Raw genomic sequence first — 15,977 nt, 5'->3', positions numbered from 1 at the left:
GCCAAAAGCCGATCGATAAGCGCTGTTCTCATTGAATATCTTTAAGGCCAAAGCCGGCAAATGGATTGCTTGCCGGTTCCCCTGCGTCAGGCATAACCTGCGCAGTCGACGCGTGAGGGCGCGTGCGGCATCAAGGGGAGGACATCGCAGTGACCATACAAGGCGCATCACCCGATCTATACAATGAGGATCTGGCTCCGGCCAAAGTCCGAAACTGGGGGCCGTTCTCGATTTTCAACGTCTGGACGTCGGACGTCCACAGCCTCTGGGGCTATTATCTCGCCGCAAGCCTGTTCCTGTTTTGCGGCGGCTTCGTCAATTTCATCATCGCCATCGGCATCGGTTCGCTGATCATCTACGCGCTGATGAACATGGTCGGCTATGCCGGCGTGAAGACCGGCGTGCCCTACCCCGTGCTGGCGCGCGCGTCCTTCGGCATCTGGGGCGCCAACATTCCGGCCCTGGTGCGCGCCATCGTCGCCTGCTTCTGGTACGGCGCGCAGACGGCAGCGGCATCGGGCGCGATCGTGGCGTTGCTGATCCGCTCGCAATGGTTCGCCGATTTCAACGCCAACACGCATTTCCTCGGCCATACGGGTCTGGAAGTGATCTGTTTTGTGGTCATCTGGGCACTGCAATTGCTGATCATCCAGAACGGCATGGAAACGGTGCGCCGCTTCCAGGATTGGGCCGGCCCGGCGGTGTGGGTGATGATGTTGATCCTGGCGATCTATCTCTGTGTAAAATCCGGGAGATTTGCCTTTACCAGCGACATCCCGATGGATGTGCTGCTCGACAAGACAAAGGATGCCGGCGTACCCGGAACCCCTGGCTCCTGGACGTCGCTGTTTGCGGTGGCGGCGATCTGGGTCACCTATTTCTCGGCGCTCTATCTCAATTTCTGCGATTTCGCCCGCTATGCCCCAGACAAGGCATCGCTGCGCAAGGGCAACATCTGGGGCCTGCCGATCAATCTCATCCTGTTCTCGCTGGTCGCCGGCGTGACCACCATCGCTGCCTTCGACGTGTATGGCGAAGTGCTTCTGCATCCCGACCAGATCTCGGCGAAATTCGACAGCTGGTTCCTGGCAGCGCTTGCAGCCCTGACCTTTGCCGTGGCGACGCTCGGCATCAATGTGGTGGCAAACTTCGTCTCGCCGGCCTTCGACTTCTCCAACGTCTTTCCGCGGCAGATCGACTTCAAGAAGGGCGGCTATATCGCGGCCGTAATCGCGCTGGTGCTCTATCCCTTCGCGCCGTGGGAAGGCAGTGCGGCGTCTTTCGTCAACGTCATCGGCGCGACGATGGGGCCGATCTTCGGGGTGATGATGGTCGACTACTATCTGATCCGGAAGGGCGAGGTCGACGTCGAGGCACTGTACCGCGAAGATGGCGAGTTCCGCTTCCAGGGCGGCTGGCACATCAACGCCTTCATAGCCGCCGGCATCGGCGCCATCTTCTCCTCGGTCCTGCCGAACTTCACGAACCTGCTACCGGCATGGTGGGGCGTTTATGGCTGGTTCTTCGGCGTCGGCATTGCAGGGGTCATCTACTACGTCCTTCGCACCGCCGCCCTTGGCGCAGGGGCCAGGACGGCAAAGGCGTGAAATGAGAGATAGGGAGTAGTCAGTAGTCAGTAGTCAGTAGGGAATAGTATAACCCCTACTCCCTACTCCCTACTCCCTACTCCCTACTCCCTACTCCCTACCATCTCAGCCAATCTCCGCACCGTGTTCCAGTTGCGTGCGGTGCCGATGCCCATGCGCTTGTGGTTCATGGCAGCGAGCAGCCGCGAGCTTGGCCGCTCGCGCGAAAAGACGACCCAGATGTCGCCATCGACCGAAGCCACCTTCTCGTCCTCGGCGGCATAGGCCTGGAGCGCGGCCACACCATCCGCTGGCGCTGGCTTGCGCATCACCCGCACAGCCACCTGATCGCCTGCCTCGGCAGAGTCGGCCGGGAATGGGTTGCCGGCGGCAAGTTTCAGCCAATCCTCGGCAGTGCGCACGATGATGACGACGTTGCGGCCGAAGGTTTTTTCGAAGGCCGTTTCCAGCCGCTGTTCCAGCTTGGCGATGCCGGTCGCCCGTGTCTCGAAGACCAGATTGCCGGTCGCCACCAGGGTGCGCGGGTTCTTCAGCCCAAGCTGTTCAGCCATCGCCTTGAGGTCGGCCATGACGACCCGGCGGCCTTCGCCGAGGATAATGCTGTAGAGCAGCGCAACATAGGTCTGCATCAGCTGCGAAACCTCACCGTGGCCCTAGACCAGTCGCGACTGGTCCACCGCGGCCGAGATGAAGCTGGCGAACAGGGGATGCGGCTCAAGCGGCCGGCTCTTCAGCTCCGGATGGTACTGGACGCCGATAAACCAGGGATGGTCGGGATATTCGACGGTTTCCGGCAGCACACCGTCGGGCGACATGCCGGCAAACACCAGGCCGCAATCTTCCAGCCGCTCCTTGTAGTCGATATTGACCTCGTAGCGGTGGCGATGGCGCTCGGAAATCTGGGTGTCGCCATAGATGTCGGCGATCTTCGAACCCTTGGCGAGTTCAGCCTGATAGGCGCCAAGCCGCATGGTGCCGCCGAGATCGCCCGTTTCGCGGCGCTTCTCCAGCATGTTGCCTTTCAGCCATTCGGTCATCAGGCCGACGACCGGCTCGTCGGTCGGACCGAATTCGGTCGACGAGGCGTGTTCGACGCCGGCCAGCGAGCGCGCTGCCTCGATGCAGGCCATCTGCATGCCGAAGCAGATGCCGAAATACGGCACCTTGCGCTCGCGGGCGAATTTCGCCGCCAGGATCTTGCCTTCCGAGCCGCGCTCGCCGAAGCCGCCGGGCACCAGGATGCCATGCACCTTTTCCAGCCACGGCGTCGGGTCTTCCTTCTCGAAAATCTCGCTCTCGATCCAGTCGAGCTTGACCTTGACGCGGTTGGCCATGCCGCCATGCGACAAAGCCTCGATCAGCGATTTGTAGGCATCCTTGAGGCCGGTGTATTTGCCGACAATGGCGATCGTTACCTCGCCTTCCGGATTGTGGATGCGGTTGGACACGGCCTGCCAGGGCTCCATGCGCGGCTTCGGCGCCGGATCGATACCGAAGGCGGCCAGCACTTCCGAATCGAGCCCTTCCTTGTGGTAAGCCATCGGCACGTCATAGATGTGGGGCACGTCGAGCGCCTGGATGACGGCGCTCTCGCGCACATTGCAGAACAGCGACAGTTTTCTGCGCTCTTCCTTGGGGATGGCGCGGTCGGCGCGGACCAGCAGGATATCGGGCGCGATGCCGATGCCGCGCAGTTCCTTGACCGAATGCTGGGTCGGCTTGGTCTTCAACTCGCCGGCCGTGGGGATGTAAGGCATCAAGGTCAGGTGGACATAGACGGCGTTGTTGCGCGGCAGATCGTTGCCGAGCTGGCGGATAGCCTCGAGAAACGGCATCGCCTCGATATCGCCAACCGTACCGCCGATCTCGCACAGCACGAAATCATAGTCGTCATTGCCGTCGAGCACGAAATTCTTGATCTCATCGGTGACATGCGGAATGACCTGCACGGTGGCGCCGAGATAGTCGCCGCGCCGTTCGCGCTCGATGATGTTCTTGTAGATGCGGCCGGTGGTGATGTTGTCTTGCTGGTTGGCCGAGCGGCCGGTGAAGCGCTCGTAATGGCCAAGATCGAGATCGGTCTCGGCGCCGTCATCGGTGACGAAAACCTCGCCATGCTGGTAAGGCGACATCGTTCCGGGATCGACATTGAGATAGGGATCGAGCTTTTTGATGCGTGCGCGATAGCCTCGCGCCTGCAAGAGAGCCCCAAGGGCCGCTGCAGCGATGCCTTTTCCAAGTGAGGAAACCACGCCGCCTGTGATGAATACATATCGCGCCATGGGAGTCATCGCTTAACGCGGCCGAATTGATTCCGCCAGAGAAAAAACCGCCGCTGAGGCTTTTTCCAGAGAAGGCGCGATAGTCCCGAGGTTCGAGACTGGTGTTTTGGTCAAAACAAAAGGGCCGGCAAAAGCCGGCCCTTTCGGCAGGTTTGTGAAAGCGTCAGATGATGACGACCTTGGTGCCGACCCTGACGCGGCTGTAGAGGTCCATGACGTGCTCGTTGATCATGCGGAAGCAGCCATTGGAAGCGCTGGTTCCGATCGACTGCGGCGCGATGGTGCCGTGGATGCGCAGATGCGTGTCCTTCTTGCCGTCGTAGAGATAGATGGCGCGGGCGCCGAGCGGGTTCTGGCCGCCGCCGGGCATGCCGTCCTTGTACTGGCCATAATGCTTGGGTTCGCGCTTCTGCATGTCGAGCGTCGGGATCCAGCGCGGCCATTCCTGCTTGTCGCCAACGGCAACCTTGCCCTTGAACTGCAGGCCTTCGCGGCCGACCGCGATCGCATAGCGGCGGGCGGTGAAAGCCGATTCGACGAGGTAGAGGCGGCGCGCGCTGGTATCGATGACGATCGTACCCGGCTCATAGCCGCTGAATTCGACGTCCTGCGGCACGAATTCCGGCTTCACCTTGAACTGCTTCTTGGCTTGCCGCTTGGCGAGAGCCTGGTCGAGCGCGCGCGTTTCGGGGAGATAGGCGATCGACGAGGCAGAGGACGTGCCGCCGAACAGGCCGGCGAACAGTCCGCCACTCGTCGGCTTCTGGCCCGGGGCCTCGCTGCGCAATTCGCCATTGTTGCCGGTCAGCGCGATATTCATCGCTTCGGCCGGAAGCGGTTCAGCCGATTCGATCGGCTCGACCGGCGCGATCGGGTCAACCGGAGCGATGATCTTGGTGATCTTCTTGCCTGGCTTGGCGTCAGCGATCACCACCGGCTTGCCCTTGCTGGCCAGGAACGCCTGGCGCTGGGCATCGGCCCTGGCTTTCGCCGCATCGCGCATCGCCAGCTTGCGGGCCTCGAGCGCCTTGACGCGGGCGAGATCCCTGTCGGCGGCGATCTTGTCTTCGAGCTTGCTGATCTGAGCCAGATCGTCCGGGCTCGGGTTTTTCTTCTTCTTGAGAAGCTTCAGCTGCGTCGCATCGCTCTTGGCGGCGACGTTGATGACAGCGGTTTTGCCAACCGCCTGCGGTGAGGTCATTGCCGGAGTGCCGGCGAAGGCCGCGGAGCTCATGCCGAATACGGCACAAAACCCCATGAAAATGAAGCTGCGAAGCTGCATGGCGAAGATCCGATCGTTCAATGCTTGTTGCCCACGGCGTCGCCCGGCGCCCCCCAAGGGCGCAGAAAGTGCCGCCGGCAATCTATAATCGAAGTGGCGTACGGGCCTCAAGCACGGGGTGCGGTCGAATCTTCGTGATCGTGTGCCATTTGCCGCGACTGTGTTGAAACAACAACAGATCGCGGCATCCGACCCTACCGACTACTGGTTCGGAACCTGCGGCGTGACCGGCAAGGTAACGCCATTGGTAGCCGGCGGCGCAGCCGAATCGGTTGCAGGTGGCGTCGCCGGAGATGGAGCCGTCGCCGGGGCCGTGGTGGCGGGCGGCGTGGTGGCGGCGCCGTTGGCCGCGGGCGCGGCCGGTGCGGTGTTGCCCGAAGGCGGCGTCGGCGCCGTCGTGCCGGGCAACTGATTGAGCACGCCGTTGCCGCTGTCGGCCGGCACGCGGTCGAGAATGTCGATCGGTTTTTCGCCATAGCGGGCAACGATCGAGAGTGTCAGCGACGTCACGAAGAAGGCCGCGGCCAGGATCGCCGTCGCCCGCGTCAGCGCATTGGCGGCGCCACGCGCGGTCATGAAACCGGAACCGCCGCCAATGCCGAGACCACCGCCTTCGGAGCGTTGCAGCAGCACCACGCCGACAAGGGCGAGCACGACCATGAGGTGGATGACGATCAGTACGGTTTCCATATTTTATCCTGGCAAGCCCTGCCGCTCCCTGGCGATCAGGGCCGGTGATTTGGAGGCGGCTCCATACAATGCTTTAACGGCATTTCCAAGCCCGTGGCCGGAATATGGGAAGCAATGCGCCCTTTGCAACGATTTCCGCCGAACTGCTGCGTTCATAAGTCGATGACGGAACTGGTCGGCAACGAAATTCCGGGGCCTACGCGATATTCTGGTATGCCTCGGCGATGGCGAGAAAGTCGGACGCCTTCAAGCTGGCGCCGCCAACCAGCGCGCCGTCGACGTTTTTGACGCCCAGCAGTTCGACCGCGTTGGACGCCTTGACCGAGCCGCCATAGAGGATGCGCATCTTGCCGGCCACGGCTGCGCCGAGCGCTTCCGCCAGTTTTTGGCGGATATTCGCGTGCGCCTCCGCCACGTCTTCGGCGGTCGGCGTCAGGCCGGTGCCGATAGCCCATACCGGCTCGTAGGCGATAACGGTGTTGGCGGGCGTTGCGCTCGGTGGCACCGAGCCGGCGACCTGCCGCGACAACACGTCGAGTGCTGTGCCCGCTTCGCGCTCGGCCTTGGTCTCGCCGATGCAGATGATGGCGACGAGCCCTGCCCGCCACGCCGCCGAGGCCTTGGCGAGGACGATGGCATCGTCCTCGCTGCGCTGTTCGCGGCACTCGGAATGGCCGACAATGACGTGGCTGGCGCCCGCATCCTTCAGCATCTCGGCTGAGACACAGCCGGTGAAGGCGCCGCTTTCCTTGATGTGGCAGTCCTCGCCACCGGCCCGCACCGGCGTGCGCGACAGGATTTCGACGGCGCGCGACAGCAAGGTCGCCGGCACGCAGACCAATGCTTCGGTCTCTGCGTCGAGCCCGCTCATGAAGCCGTTGCCGATCATCCTGAGCTCGTTCAGCGAAGCGCTGGTGCCGTTCATTTTCCAGTTGCCGGCAACGAGCGGTCGAATTCCTGGCGTCATGGGGATCTGGTTCTCCGGGCGACATTGGGGTCTCGCCCTCCCTATCAAAATCAGGCCACAAAGCAATCGACAGTGAGCCGGAAGGGCGCTATTGCGCTTGTTTCAGACTCGGGCGCACGCAAAACTGCGCAAAAATCGGAAGTAACAATGCTTGGTATATTGAGAAGCGCGGCAGGGACCTGGGTCGCGAAAGCCCTGCTGTCGCTGCTGGTGTTGAGTTTCCTTGCCTGGGGCGTCACCACGCGGATGACGGGCGGCTTCCTGGCTGGCCATCATGCGGTGATCACCGCCGGCAGTACCACCGTCTCGATCACCGAGTACCGCCTCGCCTATGATCGCCAGATCGCTATGCTGCAGCAGCAGATCGGCCAACGCATCAGCCGCGACCAGGCCAAGGCCTATGGCATCGACAACCAGGTGCTGGCTCAGTTGGTGTCCGGCGCCGTCCTCGACGAACAGGCGCGCAAGCTCGGGCTTGGCTTCTCCAAGGACAGGCTGGCCGAACTGACGCGGCAGGAACCCGCCTTCCAGGGCCCGAATGGCCAGTTCGACCGCCGGCTGTTCGAATCCCGGCTGCGCGAACTGGGAATGCGGCCGGAGGATTATCTGAAGAACCGGGCTCAGGTGGCGGTGCGCCAGCAGATCGTCGAAGCGGTTTCGGACGGGCTCAAGGCTCCGGATACCTTCTTCAAGGCAGTTGCGCTCTATCGCGGCGAAGACCGCACCATCGACTATCTGATCTTGCCAAAGGCGTTGGTGGAGCCGATCGAGGCGCCATCCGACAGCGTGCTTCAGGCTTATTTCGAGGCCAACAAGAAAACCTACGCGGCGCCAGAATACCGCAAATTCTCCTATGTCCGGCTCGAGCCCGAAGACATCATGGATGTCAGCGCCGTGACCGACCAGCAGGTCAGCGACGACTACAACAAGAACAAGGGCCGCTACACCACGCCGGAAATGCGCACCATCGAACAGCTGGTGTTCCCTTCCGCGGACGCCGCCAAGGCGGCATCCGATTCGCTGAAGACGGGCGCCACTTTCGACAAGATCGTCACCGCGCAGGGCAAGACCCCGGCCGACACGCTGCTCGGCACGCTCTCCAAGGATAAGATCACCGACAAGGCGGTCGCCGATGCCGCATTCGCGCTTGCCGTCAACGAAGTCAGCCCGGTCGTCCAGGGCGCGTTCGGTCCGGTGCTTTTGCGCGTCACCGAGATCAAACCGGAAACGGTGAAGCCGCTGGCGGAAGTGTCAGACCAGATCCGAAAGGATCTGGCGCTCGGCGAAGCAAGCCGCATCCTGCTCGACGTGCACGACAATTACGAAGACACCCGCGCCGCCGGCAGCACGCTGGCCGAAGCCGCCGCCAAACTGAAGCTCAAGGACGTCACCGTCGAGGCCATAGACCGCACCGGCCTCAAGCCGGACGGCACCATCATCAAGGACCTGCCGGCATCGGCGGACCTGATCAAGGCGGTGTTCGAAGCCGAGCCCAACACCGAGAATCAAGCCCTGACCACGCCTAACAACGGCTTCGTGTTCTATGAACTGACATCGATCACGCCGGCTCGCGACCGCACGCTGGACGAAGTCCGCCAGCGCGTGGTGGCGGACTGGACGACAGAGGAAACGACCAAGCGGCTGACCGCGAAAGCAGACGAACTCGACAAGCGCCTCAAGGCTGGCACCACACTCGACGTCATCGCCGGCGAACTGAAGCTTGAAAAGCAGACCAAGCGCGGCGTGAAGCGCGAGGCCGACGATGTCGATTTCGGCAAGGAGGGTGCTGCTGCGATGTTCGGCGTCGGCGAAGGCGGCACCGGGCTGATCCCCTCGCCCACCGGCGACGGCCAGATCCTGTTCAAGGTCGCCGAAGTGTTCGAGCCGGCCGGAGCCGACGCCAGCTCGGTACCCGACGATGCGCAAAAATCCTTCACGCAAGGCATGTCCGACGATCTGCTCGACCAGCTGGTGGCGCAGTTGCAGACGCAGTACGCCGTCAGCGTCGACCAGGCCGCCGTTGCCCAAGCCCTCGCCCAATGAATGGCCTTAGCCCAATGAACGTCTTGGCCCAATGAGCGCCCTGAAGACCCATATCGCCAAGGTCGCCACGGGAACCGGGCTTACCTTCGAGGAAGCGCGCGAAGCTTTCGACATCATCATGTCTGGCGACGCGACGCCGGGCCAGATCGGCGGCTTCCTGATGGCGTTGCGCGTGCGCGGGGAGACCGTGAGCGAGATTTCCGGCGCCGTCGCCACCATGCGTGCCAAGATGCTGCGCGTCGAAGCTCCTGAGGGCGCCATCGACATTGTCGGCACGGGCGGCGACAATTCGCATTCAGTCAACATCTCGACCGCTTCGGCCTTCGTCATTGCCGGCTGCGGTGTGCCGGTCGCCAAGCACGGCAATCGGGGCCTGTCGTCGCTGACGGGCGCTGCCGATGTGCTGGTCGCGCTCGGCGTCAAGATCGATATCCCGCCAGAGGTGATCGGCCGCTGCATCCAGGAGGCCGGCGTCGGCTTCATGTTCGCACCTGCGCACCACCCGGCGATGAAGCATGTCGGCCCGACCCGCGTCGAGCTCGGCACGCGCACCATCTTCAACCTGCTCGGACCGCTGTCCAATCCGGCCGGCGTCAGCAGGCAGATGGTCGGCGTGTTCCTGCCGGAATGGATCGTGCCGGTGGCCGAGACATTGAAGGCGCTGGGCACCGAGCATGCCTGGGTCGTCCATGGTGACGGCTATGACGAAATCACCACCACCGGCGAAACGCAGGTGGCGGAACTGGCCGGCGGCGAGATCCGCCATTTCACGCTCACGCCGGAAGCGGTCGGCCTGCAGCGCCACAGCAAGGACGAGCTGCGCGGCGGCGATGCCGCCTACAACGCCAAGGCGTTGCGCGACATGCTGGGCGGTGCTGCCGGGGCCTATCGCGATACGGTGCTGATGAACGCCGGCGCCGGCATGGTGGTGGCCGGCAAGGCGACGACGCTTGCCGACGGCATGGCCGCGGCCACACAGGCCATCGACAGCGGCCGGGCGCTGGGCGTGCTCGACAGGCTGGTCGAGATTTCGAACGGATGAGCCGTGGCTGACATTCTGCGCAAGATCGAGGCCTACAAGCGCGACGAGATCGCGGCGGCGAAGGCGCGGATACCGTTGGCCGAGATCAAGGCGCGAGCCAAGGATGCCGACGCACCGCGTGGCTTTCGGAGGGCGCTTGAGGCGAAGCGCAGATCGGGCAGCTTCGGCCTGATCGCCGAGATCAAAAAGGCAAGCCCCTCCAAAGGCTTGATCCGTGCCGATTTCGACCCGCCCGCACTGGCGCAGGCCTATGAGAAAGGCGGTGCCGCCTGTCTTTCGGTGCTGACCGATGCGCCATCCTTCCAGGGCGCGCCGGAATTTCTCACCAATGCACGGAAGGCAGTGTCCCTGCCCGCGCTGCGCAAGGATTTCCTGTTCGACCCTTACCAGGTCTACGAGGCTCGCGCATGGGGCGCCGATGCCATCCTGATCATCATGGCCAGCGTCGATGATGCCTTGGCGAGCGAATTGGAAGCGACCGCGTTCGAACTCGGCATGGACGCGCTGATCGAGGTGCATGACGAGGCCGAGACGCAGCGCGCGGTAAAACTCTCGTCGCAGCTGATCGGCATCAACAACCGCAATCTCAGAACATTCGAGACCAGCCTCGAGACCTCGGAACGGCTGGCATCGATGGTGCCGGGCGGCCGATTGCTGGTCAGCGAGAGCGGAATTTTCACCCACGACGATTGCTTCAGGATGCAAAAGACCGGCATCAGCACCTTCCTCGTCGGCGAGAGCCTGATGCGGCAAGAGGATGTCGCTGCGGCAACGCGGCTGCTTTTGACAGGCAAGGCGAAAGCAGAGGCCATCTGAGGATGGCAGCCGCCCTCACCCATCTCGGCGCCAAGGGCGAGGCCAACATGGTCGATGTCGGCGAGAAGGCGGAGACGACGCGCACGGCGGTCGCCGAGGGCTTTGTCTCGATGCGGGCCGAAACCCTGAAGATGATCCTCGACGGCGACGCCAAGAAGGGCGATGTGCTGGGTACCGCGCGCATTGCCGGCATCATGGCTGCCAAGAAAACGCATGAGCTGATCCCACTCTGCCATCCGCTGCTTTTGACCAAGGTGTCGGTCGACATCGAACCGGACACCACGCTGCCCGGCCTCAGGGTCACCGCGCTCGCCCGCGTCACCGGCAAGACCGGGGTCGAGATGGAGGCGCTGACCGCGGCATCTGTCGCGTGCCTGACCATTTACGACATGGCCAAGGCGGTCGACCGCGCCATGGTGATTTCCGGTATAAAGCTGGTGGAAAAGACCGGCGGCAAGTCCGGCGACTACAAGGCGGGTTCGTAAATGGCGCTGGTTCCGGTCGCCGAGGCGCTTCAACGCCTACTCGACGGCGCTGTGGCGTTGCCCGGTGAAAGCGTCGCGCTGGCGGATTCGGCCGGCCGGGTGCTGGCGGAGCCGGTCGTGGCGCTGCGTACCCAGCCGCCTTTCAATGCATCTGCCATGGACGGCTATGCCGCACGGGCGCGGGATGTGGCGACCCTCCCGGCGAGGCTTTCGGTGATCGGCAAGGCGCCTGCAGGGCGAGGCTTTGACGGCGCTGTAGGTAAGGCGGAAGCTGTGCGCATCTTCACCGGCGCGCCGCTGCCGGAAGGCGCAGACACCATCGTCATCCAGGAAAATGTTCGCGATCTCGGCGGTGGCCGGATCGAGGTCACCGAACCGACGGCGAAGAACCGCAACATCCGCCGCCTTGGACTGGATTTTGCCCAAGGCGACGTGCTGCTGGAGAAAGGCCGCGTGCTCGATCCGGCTGCATTGTCGCTGGCGGCGTCGGCCAATCATCCCCGGTTGAACGTGGTGCAACGGCCGCTGGTCGCCATCATCGCCACCGGCGACGAATTGCTGCCACCGGGCAGCGAACCTGGCCCCGCCCAGATCATCTCGTCCAACGCCTATGGCGTCGCTGCTGTGGCGCAGTCGGTCGGCGCTCGCGCGCTCGATCTCGGTATAGCGGCCGATCGCAAGGAAGCGATCGCGGCGCTGGTGAAAAAGGCGGTCGATGCGAAAGCCGACGTCATCGTCACGCTCGGCGGCGCCTCGGTCGGCGACCATGATCTCGTTCATGACGTGCTGACCGGCGAAGGCATGAACCTCGACTTCTGGAAGCTCGCCATGCGCCCGGGCAAGCCGCTGATGTTCGGGCGGCTGGGCGATATCAGGTGCATCGGCCTGCCCGGCAATCCGGTGGCGAGCCTGGTCTGCTCGCAATTGTTCCTGAAGCCGCTATTGGCGCAGCTCGGCGGCCGTCCCCACCGGCAGGACATCCGCCAGGCTCAGCTTGGCGCCGCGATGCCGGCCAATGATCTAAGGCAAAACTATGTGCGCGCCGTGGTCCGGGAAGAAGCCGGCGCATTGGTGGCGACACCATTCGGCATCCAGGATTCCTCGATGCTGAGAATGCTGGCCGACGCCAACGGCCTGATCGTGCGCGAGCCCTTCGCTCCGGCGGCAGAAGCAGGCGCTGCTTGCAGCGTTCTGATGTTGCGCTGAAGGTCGCGGATCCAAGCCGTTAATTCCAAGAGATAAGACTGGTTGTTACTCCGCCAGCAATGTCCGCGTCAGCGGATGTGTCGGATCGGCAAGCCCGTCGACGATGCTGAAATGATGCCGGTCCGGCTCGACCACTGTGCTGGTCGTGGCGCCGAGGCCGATCCAGATGTTGGCAAGCAGCGCATTCTGGCGCAGGAACTCCGCCCGCTCGCCGCCGCCGGCCCAGCAGGTGATGCGCGCGCCCTGCATGGGGCGCAGCAGAACCGGGCTTTCGGCCAGTGCTTCCGCTTCATCGATGGCCAGTGTCGCGTTCATCCCCGTCCGCATGATTGGCCGCAGGTCATGGACGCCGGAGATCGAGACGACATTGCGCACGCGGCCCGCCACATCGGCGGCCAGGGGTGCCGTTGTCGTCACCATCCTGGAGGCGAGATGGCCGCCGGCGGAATGCCCGGTCAGGATCACCGGCCCGCCGACCATCGTCGCCGCCTTGCCGATCGCCGCCGCGATTTCCCTAACGATGCCGGAAATGCGTATGTCGGGACAAAGCGTGTAAGTCGGCATTGCCACGGCAAAGCCATTGGCAACCGCGCCGTTGGCCAGATGCGACCATGGCTTGTTGTCGAACGCCTTCCAGTAACCGCCATGGATGAAGACGACGAGCCCTTTGGGCATGACATCGGGAAGGAACAGATCGAGCCTGTTGCGCGGGCTGTCGCCATAGGCGATGTCGAGCTTGGCCCGACCGGACGCCGACATTGTGTCGCGAAAAGCCTGTGCCGGTGTGTCCCACGCGGCCGGCCAGCGATTGCTGCCGGCAATGTTGTCGCCGTTGGCGTAGGCATTGTCCCAATCGGCAACACGATGTTGGAGCATCTGCATCCCTCCCGGATGGCTTCAGTTCAGTCGACAGGAATGGCCGCCGAACAGGGCGGCGTCAATGCTGCGACCTAAAAACATTTTAGGCTTGAAACAAATTTCGACTGGTGCGATCCTGCGCCTTGTTCAGCCATGGGCGCGAGGCAGACAGGGGCAGCCGAAAATGCTTGGGCCATCAGCGCATATCGACACATTCACGCGCGACAACCTGCCGCCGCCGGAGCAATGGCCGGAGTTTTTGCTCGACGGCTTCGACTATCCCGACCACATAAATGCCGGCGTCGAATTGACCGACAGGCTGGTCGAAAAAGGGTTCGGCGACCACACCGCGCTGATCGGCAATGGCCGCCGCCGCACCTACAAGGAACTGTCCGACTGGACCAACAGGCTCGCCCATGCCCTGGTCGAGAATTATGGCGTCAAGCCGGGCAACCGGGTGCTGATCCGCTCGGCCAACAACCCGGCCATGGTCGCCTGTTGGCTGGCCGCCACCAAGGTTGGCGCGGTGGTCGTCAACACCATGCCGATGCTGCGCGCCGGCGAACTCGCCAAGATCGTCGACAAGGCGGAAATCACGGTTGCGCTTTGCGATACAAGGCTGATGGACGAGATGACCGCCTGCGCCAAGGGCAGTGCGTATCTCAAGCAGGTCATTGGCTTCGACGGCACGGCCAACCATGACGCGGAACTCGACCGCGCCGCCCTCGACAAGCCGGTCACCTTCACTGCCGTCAACACCGGCCGCGACGATGTCGCCCTGCTCGGCTTCACCTCCGGCACCACCGGCGTGCCGAAGGCGACGATGCATTTCCACCGCGACCTGCTGATCGTCGCCGACGCCTATGCCCGCGAAATCCTGGAGGTGACGCCCGACGACATCTTCGTCGGCTCCCCGCCCCTTGCCTTTACCTTCGGTCTTGGCGGGCTCGCCATCTTCCCGCTGCGTTTCGGCGCCGCGGCGACGCTGCTGGAACAGGCGACGCCACCCAACATGATCCACATCATCGAGACCTACAAAGCGACCATTTCCTTCACCGCTCCAACCGCCTATCGGGCCATGCTCAAGGCCATGGATCAAGGCGCTGACCTGTCCTCGCTGCGCGTCGCGGTTTCGGCGGGCGAGACGCTGCCGGCGCCTGTCTTCGAGGAATGGACTGAGAAGACCGGCAAGCCGATCCTCGATGGGATCGGCGCCACCGAGATGCTGCATATCTTCATCTCCAACCGCTTCGACGACATGAAGCCGGCCTCCACCGGCAAACCCGTCGGCGGCTATCAGGCACGCATCGTCGATGACGAGATGCGGGAGCTGCCGCGCGGCTCTACTGGCCGGCTGGCGGTGCGCGGCCCGACCGGCTGCCGCTACATGGCCGATGCCAGGCAAAAGGACTATGTCCGCGATGGCTGGAATCTCACCGGCGATACGTTCACGCAGGACGAGGATGGCTTCTTCCACTTCGCCGCGCGTTCCGACGACATGATCGTCAGCGCCGGCTACAACATCGCCGGCCCCGAGGTCGAAGCGGCGCTGCTCTCGCATCCCGACGTCGCCGAATGCGCGGTGACCGGCGCCGAGGACGGTGAACGCGGCCAGATCGTCGAGGCGCATATCGTGCTTGTGCAAGGTGTTTCGCCGGACGCATTGACCGTCAAACGCCTGCAGGACCACGTCAAGGCAACGATCGCGCCCTACAAATATCCGCGTTCGGTGAAGTTCATCGACGCCTTGCCCAAAACCCAGACCGGCAAGATCCAGCGCTTCCGGTTGCGCGCGGAGAAGAGCAATTGATTAAGCCGCACGATCCGGCGTCCGATGGCGCGCAGATGTCGTTCAAGGAGCGGATGTCCTACAGCGACTATCTGCAGCTGGACAAGGTGCTCGATGCGCAGGCGCCGCTGTCTTCGGCCCATGACGAGATGCTGTTCATCATCCAGCATCAGACATCGGAATTGTGGATGAAGCTCGCTTTGCACGAGATCGGCGCCGCGATCCGCTCTATCCGCGCCGACCGCCTCGAACCGAGCTTCAAGATGCTGTCTCGCGTCGCGCGCATCTTCGAGCAGCTCAACAATGCCTGGGACGTGCTGCGCACGATGACGCCAAGCGAATACACCGAGTTTCGCGACGCGCTCGGCCAATCCTCGGGCTTCCAGTCGTGGCAGTACCGCGCTATCGAGTTCATGGCCGGCAACCGCAACCTAGCCATGCTCGGGCCGCACAAGCACCGGCCCGATCTTACGGACAGGCTGGAAGCGATCCTGGCCACGCCGTCGCTGTACGACGAGGCGCTTCTGCTTTTGGCGCGCAATGGCTTCGACATCGGCGCCGATGCCGGGCGCACGGACTGGCGCGAGACGCGCGTCGAGAACGAAGACGTGCTGGCTGCCTGGCAAACCGTCTACCGCGACCCGCAGCGCTACTGGATGCTCTACGAACTGGCCGAGAAGCTGGTCGACTTCGAGGATTACTTCCGCCGCTGGCGCTTCAACCACGTCACCACGGTCGAGCGCATCATCGGCTTGAAGCGCGGCACGGGCGGCACCTCAGGCGCCTCCTATCTGAAGAAGATGCTGGAGGTTGTGCTGTTTCCGGAGCTCTGGACGGTCCGCACCCGGCTCTAGAGCATTTCACCGTTTAACGTAAACGGCGAAATGCTCTAGCCCTTTGATTTGACGCA

At 63.3% G+C, this 15,977-nt stretch carries 14 protein-coding genes; 8 read left to right on the top strand and 6 right to left on the bottom strand.

Features of this window, described 5'->3' with window-relative positions; translation table 11 throughout:
• Positions 1-149: 149 nt before the first annotated feature.
• Positions 150-1,607 (top strand): NCS1 family nucleobase:cation symporter-1, encoded by a 1,458-nt coding sequence (locus NKI64_RS24480; protein ID WP_023693457.1) that lies wholly within the window; start codon positions 150-152, stop codon positions 1,605-1,607.
• A gap of 83 nt (positions 1,608-1,690) precedes the next feature.
• Here the strand turns inward: NKI64_RS24480 and NKI64_RS24475 are convergent, their stop codons facing one another.
• The 5 genes from NKI64_RS24475 to tpiA all read right to left on the bottom strand — a co-directional run bounded on the left by NKI64_RS24475 (position 1,691) and on the right by tpiA (position 6,828).
• The gene (locus tag NKI64_RS24475; RefSeq protein ID WP_023743360.1) at positions 1,691-2,236 is read right to left on the bottom strand and encodes a DUF1697 domain-containing protein; all 546 of its coding nucleotides are present in this window, start codon (positions 2,234-2,236) and stop codon (positions 1,691-1,693) included.
• Between the two features lie 24 nt (positions 2,237-2,260).
• Positions 2,261-3,898 carry a CTP synthase gene (gene pyrG / locus NKI64_RS24470; RefSeq protein WP_081725397.1) on the bottom strand — a complete coding sequence of 546 codons (1,638 nt, stop codon included), beginning with the start codon at positions 3,896-3,898 and terminating at the stop codon, positions 2,261-2,263.
• 154 nt (positions 3,899-4,052) lie between these two features.
• Complete coding sequence (locus tag NKI64_RS24465) at positions 4,053-5,171, bottom strand: L,D-transpeptidase (protein ID WP_023724398.1); 1,119 nt, start codon at positions 5,169-5,171, stop codon at positions 4,053-4,055.
• A 201-nt stretch (positions 5,172-5,372) separates the two neighbouring features.
• The gene (gene secG, locus NKI64_RS24460) at positions 5,373-5,861 is read right to left on the bottom strand and encodes a preprotein translocase subunit SecG (protein WP_023724397.1); all 489 of its coding nucleotides are present in this window, start codon (positions 5,859-5,861) and stop codon (positions 5,373-5,375) included.
• A 196-nt stretch (positions 5,862-6,057) separates the two neighbouring features.
• The gene (gene tpiA, locus NKI64_RS24455; protein ID WP_023754858.1) at positions 6,058-6,828 is read right to left on the bottom strand and encodes a triose-phosphate isomerase; all 771 of its coding nucleotides are present in this window, start codon (positions 6,826-6,828) and stop codon (positions 6,058-6,060) included.
• Positions 6,829-6,975: 147 nt separating this feature from the next.
• On the opposite strand from tpiA, the gene NKI64_RS24450 reads away from it, so the two are divergent.
• The 5 genes from NKI64_RS24450 to NKI64_RS24430 are packed head-to-tail and all read left to right on the top strand — an operon-like array spanning position 6,976 to position 12,420.
• A complete protein-coding gene (locus NKI64_RS24450) occupies positions 6,976-8,871 on the top strand; it encodes a peptidyl-prolyl cis-trans isomerase (RefSeq protein ID WP_352670557.1) in 1,896 nt (631 codons plus the stop codon).
• A gap of 31 nt (positions 8,872-8,902) precedes the next feature.
• Positions 8,903-9,913 (top strand): anthranilate phosphoribosyltransferase, encoded by a 1,011-nt coding sequence (gene trpD / locus NKI64_RS24445; protein ID WP_352670554.1) that lies wholly within the window; start codon positions 8,903-8,905, stop codon positions 9,911-9,913.
• 3 nt (positions 9,914-9,916) lie between these two features.
• The gene (trpC, locus tag NKI64_RS24440) at positions 9,917-10,729 is read left to right on the top strand and encodes an indole-3-glycerol phosphate synthase TrpC (RefSeq protein WP_023684711.1); all 813 of its coding nucleotides are present in this window, start codon (positions 9,917-9,919) and stop codon (positions 10,727-10,729) included.
• A gap of 2 nt (positions 10,730-10,731) precedes the next feature.
• Positions 10,732-11,214, top strand: a complete 483-nt coding sequence (gene moaC, locus NKI64_RS24435; protein ID WP_023684710.1) for a cyclic pyranopterin monophosphate synthase MoaC — start codon at positions 10,732-10,734, stop codon at positions 11,212-11,214.
• The gene (locus tag NKI64_RS24430; RefSeq protein ID WP_352670551.1) at positions 11,215-12,420 is read left to right on the top strand and encodes a molybdopterin molybdotransferase MoeA; all 1,206 of its coding nucleotides are present in this window, start codon (positions 11,215-11,217) and stop codon (positions 12,418-12,420) included.
• A gap of 45 nt (positions 12,421-12,465) precedes the next feature.
• Here the strand turns inward: NKI64_RS24430 and NKI64_RS24425 are convergent, their stop codons facing one another.
• On the bottom strand, positions 12,466-13,296 hold the full coding sequence (locus NKI64_RS24425; RefSeq protein ID WP_352670548.1) for a hormone-sensitive lipase: 831 nt from the start codon (positions 13,294-13,296) through the stop codon (positions 12,466-12,468).
• 166 nt (positions 13,297-13,462) lie between these two features.
• Between NKI64_RS24425 and NKI64_RS24420 the strand changes: the two genes are divergently transcribed.
• A complete protein-coding gene (locus tag NKI64_RS24420) occupies positions 13,463-15,088 on the top strand; it encodes an AMP-binding protein (protein WP_023671045.1) in 1,626 nt (541 codons plus the stop codon).
• Entirely contained in the window at positions 15,085-15,921 is an 837-nt protein-coding gene (gene kynA, locus NKI64_RS24415) for a tryptophan 2,3-dioxygenase (RefSeq protein ID WP_023748414.1), read from the top strand. Before NKI64_RS24420 ends, kynA begins: the two co-directional genes overlap by 4 nt.
• Positions 15,922-15,977 lie beyond the last annotated feature (56 nt).

It is taken from the genome of Mesorhizobium sp. M0478 (genome assembly GCF_040321305.1).
GTDB lineage: Bacteria > Pseudomonadota > Alphaproteobacteria > Rhizobiales > Rhizobiaceae > Mesorhizobium.
The sequence above is the reverse complement of the archived record's forward strand: the minus strand, read 5'-3'. Positions and strand labels throughout refer to the sequence as shown.